General features: G+C 57.9%; 15 protein-coding genes and 1 pseudogene. 10 read left to right on the forward strand and 6 right to left on the reverse strand.

The features are described 5' to 3' along the window. Together DU29_RS1000000132335 and DU29_RS0113415 are read right to left on the reverse strand one after the other, a co-directional pair. Window positions 1-148 (reverse strand): annotated as a pseudogene (locus DU29_RS1000000132335) (FAD-binding oxidoreductase); the annotation flags it as partial. 329 nt (window positions 149-477) lie between these two features. Continuing rightward, window positions 478-1368 (reverse strand): MBL fold metallo-hydrolase, encoded by an 891-nt coding sequence (locus DU29_RS0113415; protein WP_028622182.1) that lies wholly within the window; start codon window positions 1366-1368, stop codon window positions 478-480. Between the two features lie 125 nt (window positions 1369-1493). Between DU29_RS0113415 and DU29_RS0113420 the strand changes: the two genes are divergently transcribed. The 5 genes from DU29_RS0113420 to DU29_RS0113440 all read left to right on the forward strand — a co-directional run bounded on the left by DU29_RS0113420 (window position 1494) and on the right by DU29_RS0113440 (window position 7973). Then, a complete protein-coding gene (locus DU29_RS0113420) occupies window positions 1494-2492 on the forward strand; it encodes a GlxA family transcriptional regulator (protein ID WP_028622183.1) in 999 nt (332 codons plus the stop codon). A gap of 193 nt (window positions 2493-2685) precedes the next feature. Then, window positions 2686-4290, forward strand: coding sequence for a tetratricopeptide repeat-containing response regulator (locus tag DU29_RS0113425; protein WP_028622184.1), 1605 nt, complete (start codon window positions 2686-2688; stop codon window positions 4288-4290). After that, window positions 4287-4979, forward strand: coding sequence for a sensor histidine kinase (locus tag DU29_RS0113430; RefSeq protein ID WP_028622185.1), 693 nt, complete (start codon window positions 4287-4289; stop codon window positions 4977-4979). The genes DU29_RS0113425 and DU29_RS0113430 overlap by 4 nt, the downstream gene beginning before the upstream one ends. Window positions 4980-5178: 199 nt before the next feature. After that, the gene (locus DU29_RS0113435; RefSeq protein WP_177326959.1) at window positions 5179-6420 is read left to right on the forward strand and encodes a glutamine synthetase family protein; all 1242 of its coding nucleotides are present in this window, start codon (window positions 5179-5181) and stop codon (window positions 6418-6420) included. Between the two features lie 176 nt (window positions 6421-6596). Beyond that, entirely contained in the window at window positions 6597-7973 is a 1377-nt protein-coding gene (locus DU29_RS0113440) for an MFS transporter (RefSeq protein WP_028622187.1), read from the forward strand. An 82-nt stretch (window positions 7974-8055) separates the two neighbouring features. Here the strand turns inward: DU29_RS0113440 and DU29_RS0113445 are convergent, their stop codons facing one another. The 4 genes from DU29_RS0113445 to flgA all read right to left on the reverse strand — a co-directional run bounded on the left by DU29_RS0113445 (window position 8056) and on the right by flgA (window position 10668). Beyond that, window positions 8056-8802, reverse strand: a complete 747-nt coding sequence (locus DU29_RS0113445) for a flagellar brake protein (RefSeq protein WP_028622188.1) — start codon at window positions 8800-8802, stop codon at window positions 8056-8058. A gap of 92 nt (window positions 8803-8894) precedes the next feature. After that, window positions 8895-9362 (reverse strand): flagella synthesis protein FlgN, encoded by a 468-nt coding sequence (locus DU29_RS0113450; RefSeq protein ID WP_028622189.1) that lies wholly within the window; start codon window positions 9360-9362, stop codon window positions 8895-8897. Between the two features lie 48 nt (window positions 9363-9410). Then, entirely contained in the window at window positions 9411-9737 is a 327-nt protein-coding gene (gene flgM / locus DU29_RS0113455) for a flagellar biosynthesis anti-sigma factor FlgM (RefSeq protein WP_028622190.1), read from the reverse strand. Between the two features lie 169 nt (window positions 9738-9906). Then, window positions 9907-10668 (reverse strand): flagellar basal body P-ring formation chaperone FlgA, encoded by a 762-nt coding sequence (flgA, locus tag DU29_RS0113460; protein WP_028622191.1) that lies wholly within the window; start codon window positions 10666-10668, stop codon window positions 9907-9909. Window positions 10669-10751: 83 nt separating this feature from the next. Here flgA and DU29_RS0113465 point away from each other — a divergent pair, with 83 nt between their 5' ends. From DU29_RS0113465 to flgD, 5 genes are all read left to right on the forward strand, one after another. Next, window positions 10752-11684, forward strand: a complete 933-nt coding sequence (locus DU29_RS0113465; protein WP_028622192.1) for a chemotaxis protein CheV — start codon at window positions 10752-10754, stop codon at window positions 11682-11684. 46 nt (window positions 11685-11730) lie between these two features. After that, entirely contained in the window at window positions 11731-12558 is an 828-nt protein-coding gene (gene cheR / locus DU29_RS0113470; protein ID WP_028622193.1) for a protein-glutamate O-methyltransferase CheR, read from the forward strand. Window positions 12559-12922: 364 nt separating this feature from the next. Then, window positions 12923-13330 (forward strand): flagellar basal body rod protein FlgB, encoded by a 408-nt coding sequence (gene flgB / locus DU29_RS0113475; RefSeq protein ID WP_028622194.1) that lies wholly within the window; start codon window positions 12923-12925, stop codon window positions 13328-13330. 3 nt (window positions 13331-13333) lie between these two features. Beyond that, the gene (gene flgC / locus DU29_RS0113480) at window positions 13334-13777 is read left to right on the forward strand and encodes a flagellar basal body rod protein FlgC (protein WP_028622195.1); all 444 of its coding nucleotides are present in this window, start codon (window positions 13334-13336) and stop codon (window positions 13775-13777) included. A gap of 15 nt (window positions 13778-13792) precedes the next feature. Next, window positions 13793-14515, forward strand: coding sequence for a flagellar hook assembly protein FlgD (gene flgD, locus DU29_RS0113485; protein WP_028622196.1), 723 nt, complete (start codon window positions 13793-13795; stop codon window positions 14513-14515). The last annotated feature ends 4 nt before the right edge of the window (window positions 14516-14519 follow it).

The raw sequence follows: 14519 nt of genomic DNA on the forward strand, positions 1-14519 counted from the left end.
CGCCCGTAAACCCACCGCCGATGATGACGACGTCAACACTCACTTCACCCTGCAAGGTCGGGTAGTCGGTCTCATGCTTGAGGGTTGCGCTGTAATAGGAATTCGTCCGCTCGGCGGCGGGGATGACGGCATTATTCATGGCGGTCATGGGTTCGCTCTTCATTGGATTGTGTTCGGCCGTGTTCGGCAACGGTTTCACATGAATGCGAGGGCTGTGTCTGGTGGGCGCGCATGACGGCAGTGCCACAGGGTGCAAAAAGCCAGAATGATATGGAGCAGGAGATCTTGCCACGGACGGGCTCGCACCTTCGGGAAGGAAGGGCGAGGATGGCGATGGATCAAGCACAGGAGCGAAATCATGGTCCGCGATGCTCCTACCCTTTGAATGTTCGTTAAATCAGTATTTGTAAACCTTTAGTTATTGCCCGATTAAACAACCGCGGCGGCCTGCTGACCACCGCGGCTGAACGTAAAGAATCAGAACGCCAGCGATGCGCCGTCTTCCGGAATATCTACGCGACTCTCGATACCCTGCTTCTTGACATAGGTGCGCAATTCTTCACGGGTCAGGGACATATGGTTGATGGCGTCCATGTGCACGGCGACGATTTTCGCGTCTTTGGCGGCCTTTGAAGCGCGCAGAACGTCCTCTTCACCCATGATGATCGCACCCTCAAAGCCGGTCATTTTTGCTTTCCCGGCATTGAGCACGATGACCTCGGGGTGATATTTCTCGATGGTCTGGTCGACCTCTTTACGCCAGATAGTGTCACCGGCGAGGTAGAGCGTCTTGTAGCCTGGCGCTTGAAAAACCACGCCCATGGCTTCGCCCAGAGGTTTCGCAAGCGCGGGTACGGCATACATTTCGTCGGTGCCATGCTGACCACCGGTCTTGGTGATTTTGACGCCGCCGAATTCAGCTTCACCAGTCAATACCCGCACATTCTTGAAACCCTGGGAGCGAATCAGCTGTGCATCTTCTTCATGTTGAGCGAACAGTGGGATGTCTTTGGGCAGCGCTTTTTGTGCAGCATCATCCCAGTGGTCAAGGTGCGTATGCGTGACGATGACGGCGTCGACGCCGGCGATCACTTCTGCGGGCGATTCGGTCAGATCAACCAGCGGATTGCGCAGGTTGCTGCGGTAGGTATTTTCAAACCCTGGGTAGGCTCCCTTTTTGGCCAGCATCGGGTCGATCAGGAAGGTCGTGCCGCCGTAGGTGATTTTCACCGTGGCATTACGAACTTGCTGCAACTCCACCTTATGGGATGCATCTGGCGCATTGGAGACGTTTGAGCCTGCAAATGCGGGTGTGGCGGCAGCCGCGCAAGCAAGGCTGAGAGCAAGAGGAAGCGTTCTGAAGTTCATTTGATTAATCCTGTTGATACGTCGAGAACACCATTCTTGCCGAATACTTTGAAGCCTGACAGTGGCCCGAGTGACATATTGCGATATAATCGGGCCAACTGACGAATCTTCCCTGAGGCTGCCTGATGCAATCCATACGTGTTGCCGTTCTGGCTTTTAACGGCGTAAGCCTGTTTCATCTATCTGTGCCGGGAGTGGTGCTGGGGACGGCTCAATCCGCGCAGGATGAACCTCAATATGAGGTCAGTTACTGTGCGGAAACGCCGGGCATGGTGAGTTGCGACCAAGGCATTGGCCTGGAGGTCACTCAAGGTCTGGAGCTGATGAAGACCGCTGAGGTCATTGTCATTCCAGCGTGGGGTGATCAATCGGTTGCTGCATCTGCAACGCTTGTTCAGGCGCTCCAGCAGGCTAATGCCGAGGGAAAGCTCATCGTCGGGCTATGTTTGGGCGCATTTGTGCTCGGCGATGCCGGGTTACTGGATGGGAAGGAGGCAACCACGCACTGGGCCGTCCGGGACGAGTTTGCGCGACGCTTTTCTGCGGTTCGCTTCAGGCCCGAGGTGCTCTACGTCAGCGATGGCAATATCGTGACCTCTGCCGGAACCGTGGCGGCGATCGATTGTTGCCTTCATCTGGTCCGCCAGCGACTGGGTGCTGATGTGGCGAATCGCACAGCGAAGATGCTGGTGACACCGCCGCACAGGCAGGGCGGACAAGCTCAATACGTTGAGCATCCCGTGCCGCAACTGTCCAGCGAGACTCATCTGTCGGATGTGCTGATATGGGCCCGGATGAATCTTGCCAGTGATCTGTCGCTCGACGTCCTGGCGGACAGGGCGAAAATGAGCAGGCGCACGTTTACTCGCAAATTCAAAGAGGCAACGGGCAGTACCGTCTCGCAATGGTTGAACGCTGAGCGCGTTGTCAGAGCGCAAGAACTCCTGGAAACGACTGACTTGCCGATTGAATGTGTTGCCAGTGAAGCGGGTTTTGGAACTCCCTTGTCGTTGAGGCAGCAATTCGGCCTTCACCTCGGCACGTCACCTTCTGAATATCGGCGAATGTTTTTTCGCGAGATCAAAACGCCCCGCAAGGCCAGCGGCAGTGCGGGCACTGCCTGATTGATCTCAAAAATGCCTCGTAGGAGCAATCCTCACGGGGCTTTTTTGTGCCTCAAATTGTCACCTGACTTACCACCGACCCGATCAACATCCACACGCAAAATCTCATCCCCCGCGACTTCAATAAATACCTCCGCTGGCCGATAACCCGAACAGTCATGACCCTCTCCAATAAATTGTCTGGAAATCCTCGATGCTGTCGTATCACCAAAAGCGTTTTCTGATCGTCGATGATTTCTCGGATTTCCGCAGTTCCGTGCGGTCGATGCTGCGCGAGTTGGGCGTGAAGGATGTGGACACTGCTGACACTGGCGAGCAGGCGCTGCGCATGTGTTCACAGAAGGCCTACGATTTCATCCTGCAGGATTTCCACCTGGGCGACGGCAAGAAGAACGGGCAGCAGGTGCTTGAAGACCTGATGATCGAAAAGCTGATCAGCCATGAAGCGGTGTTCGTCATGGTCACGGCCGAAACCAGTCAGGCGATGGTGCTCAGTGCCCTGGAACATGAGCCCGATGCTTACCTGACCAAGCCGTTCAACCGCGCGGGACTGGCGCAACGGCTGGAGCGGCTCGAACAGCGCAAGACGTTGCTCAAGCCGATCCTGCAAGCGCTGGATCGCGGCAAACCGGTAGAGGTGTTGAATGCGTGTATTGCCCTGTGCAAACAGGACGCGCGCTATTCACCGTTATGTCTGCGTTACCGCGCCGATGCGTTGCGTGATCTCAACCAGAACGAAGCGCTGGAACGTCTCTATGACAGCATCATCGCTGATCGACCGCAGCCTTGGGCGTTCGCGGGTTTGGGTAAATTGCTGCACAAGCGCGGCCAGATCAGCCAGGCCAAAGGCGTCTACGAGAAAGCCCTGAAAGTGTTCCCGATGATGCCGGCGCTGTACGACGGCATGGCCGATGTGCTGATAGCCGAAGGTGACAGCAAGGCTGCGCAGGAGATTCTCGAGGAGGCGATTCGCCTCTCACCGCTGGCGGTGCGTCGTCAGGCACTGCTGGGCAAACTGGCGATGGCCAACGAAGATTTCGAGACCGCCTCCAAAGCCTATCGTCAGGCCGTGAGCCAAGGCGCGCAGTCACGTTTCAAGGACGCGGAGAGCAACCTTGGCCTGGCTCATGCGCTGATCAGCAAAGGCAGTGACAAGGGCCTGGATACGCGCACCCGGCTGGAGATCAACACCACGCTGAGTGCAGTGGCCAAGGACAACCCGACCGATCCGGGCCTGCAAATCCGGGCTCGATTGATGAAAGCCACCAGCCTGCTGCTCAACGACGCCGAAACCGCCGAGAAGCTCACGGAGCAGGCGATGCAGCGACTCGATGGCATGGAGCAGTTCATGAGCGCCGAAGCTGCGTTGTTGGTGGCCAAGCAGTTGCAGGTGCTTGGCCAGCCTGAAGCCGGTAATTCGATGCTGAAAAACTGCGCGGAAATTTACGGTGACGACCCCGCGGTGATGCAGGGCATTGCCAAGCTGACCGACGACCCGAGCATCCTCAATTCCGGTAACGCGGCAGCCGACCTCAACCGGCAGGGCGTGCGGGTGTACAAAACCGGCAATCTGGTGGAAGCGCGTGAGGTATTCCGCAAAGCCTTGGCGCTGCAGCCGAAGAACATCAGTATCGCGCTGAACATGGCCCAGTCGCTGCTGCACGGCACCGACACCAGTGTGCCGTCGGCGGAGCTCGAAGAATGTCGGGCCTGCCTGAAAACGATAGGGCTGATGCCTGATACCGACGCGCGTCATGCGCGCTTCCAGAAACTGAAACAAAAGGCGTTCGGCGAATGAATCACGACGACCCGGCACTCGATTTTTCCACGGTGATCGCCTCCACCGTGCACGACATGAAGAATTCCTTGGCGATGTTGATGCAGGCCCATAGCCAATGGCTGACGCGCTTGCCCGACTCCGCGCGCAATACGCCGGAGCAAGGCGTGATCGACTTCGAATTCGCCCACCTCAACAGTATGCTGGTGCAACTGCTGGGGTTGTACAAACTCGGCGTTAATCAGATGCCATTGCAACCGGCATATCACGAGCTGGACGACTTCATCGAAGCGCAACTCGCCTGCCATCAGGACGTATTTGCCAGTCGCGGGATCATGGCCACCTATGAGGTCGATCCGCTGTGCCCGCTGGGTTTTTTCGACCGCGAATTGATCGCCTCAGTGCTGGCCAACACCATCAACAACGCCATTCGTTTCGCACGCCATGCGCTGCTGATCAGCGTGAGCGATGAAGCCGGTCAGCTGATTTTCACGGTCAATGACGACGGTGAGGGTTACCCGCCGGAGATGATCGAGCGGCAGGCCGATTACGTGCAAGGCATCAACCACAGCAGTGGCAGCACAGGGTTGGGCTTGTATTTCGCCGGTCGCATTGCCGCGTTACATCAGCGCAATGGCATTGGCGGGCACACCGCAATCAGCAATGGCGGAGCCTTGGGCGGCGGCGTGTTCCGCCTGTGTCTGCCTTGATATTTCTTTTTGTTTTAGCTGCTTGATATTCTGAACACGCGGAGCCTATTTTGTGCGGGTCGCCGTTCGCGGCTCGCACAAAAACAAGGATTGCGTCATGACAACCGATGGCCAGGGTTCACTCGCGCAGCGATTGACCGGCATTGATGAGATTGAATGTGTCACGCCGGATTTGAACGGCGTACCACGCGGTAAGGTAATGACCGCCGAGGGTTTCCTCGAAGGACGACGTTTGCAGCTGGCGCGGGGCGTATTGCTGCAATGCATCATGGGTGGGTATCCGCCGGCACGGTTCTACGGCAGCGATGACGGCGACCTCGCGTTGATCGCCGACCCTGCACAGATCCACCGCTTGCCCTGGAGCAAGCAACCACGCGCCCTGGCCATCTGCGACGCCGATGAGCTGACCGGCGAAAGCTCCAACCTGTCGACCCGTGGCCAGCTCAAAGCGGTCATCGCCCGTTACGCGGCGCTGGGCCTGGCGCCGGTGGTGGCGACCGAGCTGGAATTTTTTGTCTTTGCGCCGAACACCGATCCCAACCAACCCTTTCAGCCGCCGGTGGGTCTGGACGGCCGACGCGAAGACGGTCATTCGGCGTTCAGCATCAGCTCCAACAACGGCTTGCGTCCCTTCTTCAGTGAAGTCTATGAATGCATGGCGGCGCTCGATCTGCCCCGCGATACCTTCATGCACGAAATGGGCGTCAGCCAGTTCGAGATCAATCTGCTGCACGGCGATCCGTTGTTGCTGGCCGACCAGACCTTCCTCTTCAAGCATCTGCTCAAGGAAGTTGCGCTCAAGCATGGCCTGACGGTGGTCTGCATGGCCAAGCCGCTGGCGCATACCCCGGGCAGCTCGATGCACATTCACCAGAGCATCGTCGAGATCGGCAGCGGGCGTAATGTGTTCAGCGACGACAACGGTGAACCGACCGCCACCTTCCGTCACTTTATCGGCGGCCAGCAGGCCGGCATGGCCGACTTCACCGCGTTGTTTGCGCCGAACGTCAACTCGTACCAGCGCCTGTGCCATCCGTTCGCCTCGCCGAATAATGCCTGCTGGTCGCACGATAACCGCGCCGCCGGATTGCGCATTCCGGCCAGTTCGCCGGCCGCTCGTCGGGTCGAGAACCGCTTGCCGGGCGCCGACGCCAACCCCTATCTGGCGATTGCCGCGAGCCTGGCCGCCGGTTTATATGGCATCGAGCACAAACTGGAGCCCAGCGAGGCAATTCAGGGGGTATTCGAGGTGCCGGACAATCTTTCGTTGCCGTGTACCTTGCACGCCGCTCTCGAGCGTCTGAAGCGTAGTCAATTGGCGAAGGAACTGTTTGGCACGGAGTTCATCGAAGGCTACGTCGCTTCGAAGTCCATGGAATTGACCAGCTTCTTCGATGAAATTACTCCCTGGGAGCGCCGTGTTCTGGCCGCCCAGGCCTGACGATTCGTCGTCATCAGGCTATCTTTTCGGATAGCCCGAACTCCATTTCTGCAGGAGCGAGGCTTGCCTGCGAAGACGTTGGTACATTCAACATTCATGTTGACTGACACACCGTCATCGCGGGCAAGCCTTGCTCCCACAGAGTGACTCACTGCAAGGAGCCGCTCGGAACGCCGATGCGACAAATCTGGAAACCTTTTCGAGCGCTGTATTTCTCCTCGCTGATGATGCTGATCGGCTCTGGTTTGCTCAGCACTTACCTTGCCCTGCGCCTGGCTGCCGACAATGTCGACAGCCTGTGGGTCGGTGCGTTGATGGCGGCCAACTATTTTGGCCTGGTGCTGGGCGGCAAGATCGGCCACCGGTTGATCGCCCGGGTCGGGCATATTCGAGCGTACTCGGCCTGCGCCGGGATCGTCGGCGCGGCGGTGCTGGGCCATGGTCTGGTGGACTGGCTGCCGGCGTGGATATTCCTGCGGGTCATCGTCGGCCTCGGCATGATGTGCCAATACATGGTCATCGAAAGCTGGCTGAACGAGCAGGCTGAAGCGTCGCAACGCGGGGCGGTGTTCAGCGGCTACATGATCGCGTCTTATCTGGGGTTGGTGCTGGGCCAGCTGATTCTGGTCATGCACCCGGCCCTCGGTCCGGAGCTGCTGATGCTGGTCGCGCTGTGCTTCGCCCTGTGCCTGGTGCCGGTGACGTTGACCCAGCGGATTCACCCGGCGGCACTGCATCCGGCCCCCATGGAACCGCGGTTCTTTATGAAACGCGTGCCGCAGTCATTGAGCACGGTGATGGGCGCGGGGTTGATCATCGGCTCGTTCTACGGTCTGGCGCCGCTGTATGCCTCGCAACAGGGGCTGAGCACCGAACAGGTCGGTCTGTTCATGGGTAGCTGCATTTTTGCCGGGCTACTGGTGCAGTGGCCGTTGGGCTGGCTGTCTGACCGATATGACCGAGCGCTGTTGATTCGCTGTTTTGCGCTGGTGCTCGCCGTAGCGGCATTGCCGTTGGCAATCATGAAAGATGTGCCGCTGGAGGTCTTGTTCGTCACTGGCTTCATCTGTTCATTGGTGAAATTTTGCCTGTATCCACTGGCGGTGGCGTTCTCCAATGACCATGTCGAGGCAGATCGACGGGTGTCGCTGACAGCCATGCTGCTGGTGACTTACGGCATTGGCGCGAGCATCGGACCGTTGGTGGCCGGTGTATTGATGAAAGTGTTGGGCAGTCAGATGCTCTATGCGTTCTTCAGTTTCTTTGCCTTGGTGCTGGTCTGGCGAATCCGTCCGAAAGCGGTCACTAACCTGCATCAGGTGGAGGATGCGCCGCTGCATCACGTCGCCATGCCAGACAGCATGTCGAGTTCGCCGCTGGTGGCCTGCCTCGACCCGCGGGTTGATGAGCAAGTGGTGCACGATCAGATGCATAACCCTGTTGAGCCGGAACCAGAGCCAGAGCCAGAGCCGGAACCTGCGCCCGAGACAGAAACGCCGCCGGAAGACCCGGACGCGGGGCGCGAGCAGAGTTTTACCGAGGCCAGGCCTTAACCTGCTGGCGTGATAAAAGCGAAGGCATAAAAAAACGGGCAGTCACCGCAAGGGACTGCCCGTTTTTGATGGAGGCTGCGTATCAGAAATCGTCTTTGTCGAAGCGCCTTGCTTCACGCTGCAACTGGTAGACGAAACGCTCGACTTGACGCTGCACCAGGCCGCTCATGTTATGAAAACGGATGCCGGCGAAGGTGGTGGAGATTTTTTCTTCAAAGTGCAGATAACGCAACTCGACCGGAGCACTCATCTTGCCAAACGGCAGGTCAACGGCGAAGCGGTCGTAAACCTGACCAAGCTGCAAACTGCTGGTGATGTCACCCTCGAAACGCAACTTGCAACCGGTAGCCGAGATGTCGAGCAGCTTGCCGCTGATGGGTTTCTTCAGCTTCTCGCCGTCCAGATCGACGCTCACCAATTGCGCGAGTTTCAACGCTGCGCGAAACGCATTGCGACGTTGGTGGTAAACCACCTCGTCAGGCAAAGGCCCGCGGTAGCAGCGACTGTCGCCCGATTCATCGAGGCTCAAGGGGCCGTTGCTGTCCCAGGCGATGCGCACACCGTCGTGAAAACCTTCGACCTTGAACGGTTCGCCGGCCAGCAAAAAGCGTTCGCCATCACGCGGGATCATTTCATCGAAAGCGATGGTGCCACTGTCCCGGTCAACATCAACCAGATAGCTCTGGAAACGATGGGTACGCTCCAGAAAGGTGATGATCAGCGGATCGTGACTCTCTTGCAGCTGGCGCAGGTTGCCGGAGATTTCCAACGGTGTGCTGAGCACCTTGGGTGGCTGCGGCGCATCTTCCGCGTTGAGGACATTGGACACGGTTCATCAATCTCCAGACAGAATAAGACTACGGCTGGCCAGTATATTGCCAGCAAGTGTCGCGTCTTGATAGGGCGAGGGCAATAGCAGCTTCAAGCCTGACTGAGCGGCCGAGGCTTCGACAGCTTGGCGGTAGATCCACGGGCATCATAAAGTGCTGGCGGTTCACCGCCGGTGAGGATTTTCAGCTGATTGGCGGTCGCCGCCTGCTGGGCCAGAATCGATTGGCCATTGTTGCCGTTTGCCGCCTGGCATTGAGCCAGAAGATCGGTCAGGACGTCGCTCTGCGCCAGCAACTCATCGCCGATGCTTGATTGGCTGGCGAGTTGCTCCAGGCCACTGCGATCGGTCGGCAAGTTGAGACTGGCGAGGAGTTCACTGCGCTTGCGGCCATGCTGTTCGAGCAGAATGATCAATGCCTGCTTGCGCGCCAGAATTTCTTCGAGCAGAGGCATGTCGCGACCGTGCAAGGCGATGGACTCGGTTTGCAATAACTCCAGCAAATGTTGCGCTGGAGCAAAGTCGTCAGTGATCAGTTGCAGTAGATTAGTGTCGTGCATGGCTGGCCTTGGGTTTTAAGCGTCCAAAAGCCTGGCGCAGGCGGTGGCCTAGCGCTGGGCTTCGAAGTTGAGCAGTTTGCTGGCTACACGGTTGCTGTCGACTTTATAGCTGCCATCGGCAATCGCGGCTTTCAACTCGGCCACACGGGCTTTGTCTACGGCGGGCTGATCGCGCAGCTTGTCAGTGACCTTCTGCAACTGTTGAGCCTCATTGCTGAGGTGTACCGATTCCCCGCTCTTGGTGGCATTGGCCTGTTCGGCCGGGGTAGTCAGCGGCGCGGATTTGCCTGCTTCGGCAACGTCCTTGGTGGCGCTGGTACGTGTAGTGCCCGTTAGTGGCGAGGAGCTGTTTAAACGGCTGAAATCAATGACCATGATCGTAAAAACCTCTAGGTATTTGGACGCTTGCCATGTTTTCGGCTCTCCCTTGGAAAACTTTAGGCTCATTTTTCAAGAAATGAGTCCGCACGCGCCAGCAATTCTTTGCATAGGCACAGTTTAGGGAACAGCCTCGGGCAACGCCACTTTTCACCGGCAGAGAATCCTACATGGACACTTCCACTTGGCCAGGCGCGGTGACTTGCGCCTTGATGACTCGCTTGGAGTTAAGGTTTTTTACGCGAATCTGCTCGCTCATGCCACCGTTGGCCATGGCCTCGCCGGGCATGCGCACGCTGAGTGTGCCGCTACGGGCGGTGATCACGACCTGATCACCTTTGCGAATGACTTCCGCCTGCTCCAAATGAACCAGCGTAATGACCTGATCGGCGACCATTGGTCGGGTCAATCGTTGCCCGATCGCCTGGTCCAGCGTGGTCAGGTAGCCCTGGCTGATCAGGCTGATGTCACGCTCGCGCATGCCGACATCTTCAGGCTGAACAATATCGGCACGCCTTAACGGACGAGTGGTCGTCACAATCTCTCGAAACAGGCGGACTTGAGCGGGTACGAACACCGTCCAGGGCGAGGCACCCTCGCAGCGAACCTTGACCGTTACCCGTCCCAGCGGCTTCGCCGGACTCTCCAGAGAGGCTGTCAATTCCTTGTCGCACATGGGCATACGCAACCTTGGATCAAGCTGGTTGACCTGTATCTCGTATCGGCCTTCCGTTTGACTGGTTGCCAGATAGTCCTCTACGGTGAATTCAAGAAAGCCCTGGGTCACGCCGATAAGCATATCAGGCAAGGTAACCGCGTCAGCATGGGCAGGGCTGCCAGCGTTGAACAGGCAGACGGCCGACATCGCACAGAGCAATCTGCGCAAGGTTGATGTCAGGCGTCGGAAAAATGTCGGTTCTGAGTTCATACGGGTTAAAAAGCAAGCGCCGTGCCGTTTAGTGATGAATGTGCGTCGCAACACACTTAGAGCGTTGATGTAGGAGTCTGGGCATGGCTGGGGTAATGGATTCAGTAAACCAGCGCACGCAACTGGTGGGGCAGAATCGCCTTGAGCTGTTGTTGTTCCGTCTGGACGGGCAGCAGCTGTACGGGATCAACGTGTTCAAGGTTCGCGAGGTGCTGCAATGCCCCAAGCTGACCCTGATGCCCAAGTCCAGTCCCGTCGTGTGCGGTGTGGCCAGTATCCGGGGGGCGACCATTCCGATCCTCGATCTGGCGATGGCGACCGGTTCGGGTGCACTGAAAGATCAAAGCAATCCGTTCGTGATCATCACGGAATACAACACCAAGACGCAGGGTTTCCTGGTGCGCTCGGTGGAACGTATCGTCAACATGAACTGGGAAGAGATCCATCCGCCGCCCAAGGGCACCGGACGCGATCACTACCTGACGGCGGTGACTCGGGTCGACAATCAGTTGGTCGAAATCATCGACGTCGAAAAGGTGCTGGCCGAAGTAGCGCCAACGCCGGAAGCGATTTCGGTGGGTGTGGTCGATGTCGAAACCCAGCACAAGGCATTGTCGTTGCGGGTATTGACGGTCGATGACTCTTCAGTGGCACGAAAGCAGGTCACGCGTTGTCTGCAGACAGTCGGTGTCGAAGTGGTGGCGCTGAACGACGGTCGGCAAGCGCTGGATTACCTGCGCAAGCTGGTTGACGAGGGCAAGAAGCCGGAAGAAGAGTTCCTGATGATGATTTCCGACATCGAGATGCCGGAAATGGACGGGTACACACTCACGGCTGAAATCCGCAGCGACCCACGCATGCAAAAATTGCACATCATCCTGCACACTTCGTTGTCGGGCGTGTTCAATCAGGCGATGGTCAAGAAAGTCGGCGCCGATGACTTTCTCGCCAAGTTCCGTCCTGATGACCTGGCATCCCGGGTAGTCAACCGGATCAAAGCAGCAGATAACAGCTAGGGACCTTCTGTCCCTGGCGGTCAACACGATTTAAGAGGCGGCATCTTTGTCTACGGGTAATTTGGATTTCGAACAGTTCCGGGTCTTCCTGGAAAAAGCCTGTGGCATTCTGCTCGGTGAAAACAAGCAGTATCTGGTCTCGAGCCGTCTCAACAAACTGATGGAGCAGCAAGGCATCAAGTCGTTGGGTGAGTTGGTTCAACGCATCCAGACCCAGCCGCGCAGCGGTTTGCGCGAGATGGTGGTGGACGCCATGACGACCAACGAAACCCTGTGGTTTCGTGACACCTATCCGTTTGAAGTGTTGAAGAACAAGGTGCTGCCGGAAGCGATCAAGGCCGCTCCGGGCCAGCGTCTGCGTATCTGGTCGGCGGCGTGTTCGTCGGGGCAGGAACCGTATTCGCTGTCGATGTCGATCGATGAGTTCGAGCGGGTCAACATGGGTCAGCTGAAGTCCGGTGTGCAAATCGTTGCCACTGATTTGTCCGGCACCATGCTGACCAACTGCAAGACCGGCGAGTACGACAGCCTGGCGCTCGGCCGTGGTTTGTCGCCCGAGCGTCTGCAGCGTTACTTCGACCCGAAAGGGGCGGGACGCTGGGCGATCAAGGCGCCGATCAAGAGCCGCGTGGAGTTCCGCTCGTTCAACCTGCTGGACAGCTATGCGAGCCTCGGCAAGTTCGACATCGTGTTCTGCCGCAACGTGTTGATCTACTTCTCTGCCGAGGTGAAGAAGGACATTCTGTTGCGTATCCACGGTACGTTGAAGCGTGGTGGTTATCTGTTCCTTGGCGCATCCGAAGCGCTGAACGGTTTGCCGGATCATTACCAGATGGTCCAGTGCAGCCCGGGGATTATTTACCAGGCGAAGTGATGGTTGGCGGTACGAAAAACGGGAGTCCTCAGCGGCTCCCGTTTTTTTTTGCCTGCCAACCACCTCCCTGGCACCGCTGCCACTGTAGGAGTGAGCCTGCTCGCGATGGCGTCGTGTCAGTCGACATGTTATCGGCTGTAACTCCGCGATCGCGAGCAGGCTCACTCCTACAAGGGGCAGGTCGTGTTCTTTGGAGGGTGATAAGCGGCAGAAAAGCGGCGGGCGGCGGACATCCGTTGCCGCTTTTCTGGCATTGCCGCTTCGCCGCTCCCCGCAAAGCCCCGGTTTCCGGGCGTTTTCAAATTGGCACGCAGCTTGCTATGTCTCACTTACGAAAATTCAGGTCACCCAAAGGTTTCCCGACATGAGCATCAGCTTCGATAAAGCGCTCGGTATCCACGAAAAAGCCCTGGGCTTCCGCGCTCAGCGTGCCGAAGTCCTGGCCAACAACATCGCCAACGCCGACACCCCGAACTACAAGGCTCGGGATCTGGACTTCTCCAAAGTGCTTGCCGCACAGAACGAGAAAACCAAGACCGGCTCTTTCGCCTTGAACATGACTAATAACCGTCATATCGAAGCCGAAGGCCTGGGCAATGGCGACGAGTCGCTGATGTATCGCACGCCGATGCAGCCGTCGATCGACCAGAACACCGTGGACGCGCAAATCGAGCAGTCGAACTACGCCGAAAACGCGGTCAACTTTCAGGCCAGCTTCACCCTGCTCAACAGCAAATTCAAAGGGCTGGTTTCCGCCCTTCGTGGAGAATAATTCATGTCCCTCGCCAGCGTTTTCAACATTGCCGGTAGCGGCATGAGTGCCCAGACCACTCGCCTGAACACCGTCGCCAGTAATATCGCCAACGCAGAGACGGTCTCGTCGAGCATCGACCAGACCTACCGCGCGCGTCATCCGGTATTCGCCACCATGTTCCAGGGCGGCCAGACCGGCGGCAGCGATTCGCTGTTTCAGAACCAGGACGCTGCAGGGCAGGGTGTGCAGGTGCTGGGCGTGGTCGAAGACCAGAGCAATCTGGATGCGCGTTACGAGCCGAACCATCCATCGGCCGATGCCAAGGGTTACGTCTACTACCCCAACGTCAATGTGGTGGAAGAGATGGCTGACATGATTTCTGCGAGCCGTTCTTTCCAGACCAACGCCGAAATGATGAACACCGCCAAAGCCATGATGCAGAAGGTCCTGACCCTCGGTCAGTGATAAGGGGCGACTCAGATGAGTGTTACCGATTCCACCAGTGGCTTCAGCCTCAACGACATCCTGGCCAATTCGTCGATCAAGACCAACACCACAGACGATAGCCTGGCGTCGGCCACCGGCACCGCCACGGGCAAGAAGGAACTGGGCAAGGATGCGTTCCTGCAATTGCTGGTGACGCAATTGAAAAACCAGAACCCGCTGGAGCCGCAGGACAACGGCGAGTTCGTTGCCCAGTTGGCGCAGTTCAGCAGCCTGGAAGGCATCACCACACTGAACGACACGGTTTCCGGGATTGCCGGCAACTACAACTCGTCTCAGGCATTGCAGGCGTCGTCGCTGGTCGGACGTTCCGTCATCGCGCCGGGCGACAAGGCCGTGGTCGATACCTCCAAGAGCCTGAACGGCACCGTTGCCGTGCCGGTCTCGCTGGATGCGGTGACGCTGAAGATCACCAACACCGAAGGCAAGGTTATCCGCACCATCGACATGGGCAGCCAGTCGGCGGGCAACGCCAGCTTTATTTGGGACGGCAAGACTGATGCGGGCGAAGTGGCACCGGCGGGTACTTATACCTTTGCGGCCACTGCCAACATCGACAACAAGGCGACCTCGCTGATAACCAATCTGCCAGCGACTGTCAGCAGCGTAACGATCAGCCAGACGGGCGGCGAATTGATGCTCAATCTGGCCGGGCTGGGCAGCATTGCCCTGTCCAAAGTTCAAACCATTGGTATATAGAGCC

Origin of the sequence: Pseudomonas sp. Ant30-3 (assembly GCF_000690905.1) — a bacterium.
Taxonomy (GTDB): domain Bacteria; phylum Pseudomonadota; class Gammaproteobacteria; order Pseudomonadales; family Pseudomonadaceae; genus Aquipseudomonas.

What these genes read in the sequence shown, in the direction of transcription:
- DU29_RS0113415 (WP_028622182.1), bottom strand. Translation starts at nt 1,368, where the DNA reads ATGAACTTCAGAACGCTTCCTCTTGCTCTCAGCCTTGCTTGCGCGGCT.
- DU29_RS0113420 (WP_028622183.1), top strand. Translation starts at nt 1,494, where the DNA reads ATGCAATCCATACGTGTTGCCGTTCTGGCTTTTAACGGCGTAAGCCTG.
- DU29_RS0113425 (WP_028622184.1), top strand. Translation starts at nt 2,686, where the DNA reads ATGCTGTCGTATCACCAAAAGCGTTTTCTGATCGTCGATGATTTCTCG.
- DU29_RS0113430 (WP_028622185.1), top strand. Translation starts at nt 4,287, where the DNA reads ATGAATCACGACGACCCGGCACTCGATTTTTCCACGGTGATCGCCTCC.
- DU29_RS0113435 (WP_177326959.1), top strand. Translation starts at nt 5,179, where the DNA reads ATGACCGCCGAGGGTTTCCTCGAAGGACGACGTTTGCAGCTGGCGCGG.
- DU29_RS0113440 (WP_028622187.1), top strand. Translation starts at nt 6,597, where the DNA reads ATGCGACAAATCTGGAAACCTTTTCGAGCGCTGTATTTCTCCTCGCTG.
- DU29_RS0113450 (WP_028622189.1), bottom strand. Translation starts at nt 9,362, where the DNA reads ATGCACGACACTAATCTACTGCAACTGATCACTGACGACTTTGCTCCA.
- flgM (WP_028622190.1), bottom strand. Translation starts at nt 9,737, where the DNA reads ATGGTCATTGATTTCAGCCGTTTAAACAGCTCCTCGCCACTAACGGGC.
- flgA (WP_028622191.1), bottom strand. Translation starts at nt 10,668, where the DNA reads ATGAACTCAGAACCGACATTTTTCCGACGCCTGACATCAACCTTGCGC.
- DU29_RS0113465 (WP_028622192.1), top strand. Translation starts at nt 10,752, where the DNA reads ATGGCTGGGGTAATGGATTCAGTAAACCAGCGCACGCAACTGGTGGGG.
- flgB (WP_028622194.1), top strand. Translation starts at nt 12,923, where the DNA reads ATGAGCATCAGCTTCGATAAAGCGCTCGGTATCCACGAAAAAGCCCTG.
- flgC (WP_028622195.1), top strand. Translation starts at nt 13,334, where the DNA reads ATGTCCCTCGCCAGCGTTTTCAACATTGCCGGTAGCGGCATGAGTGCC.
- flgD (WP_028622196.1), top strand. Translation starts at nt 13,793, where the DNA reads ATGAGTGTTACCGATTCCACCAGTGGCTTCAGCCTCAACGACATCCTG.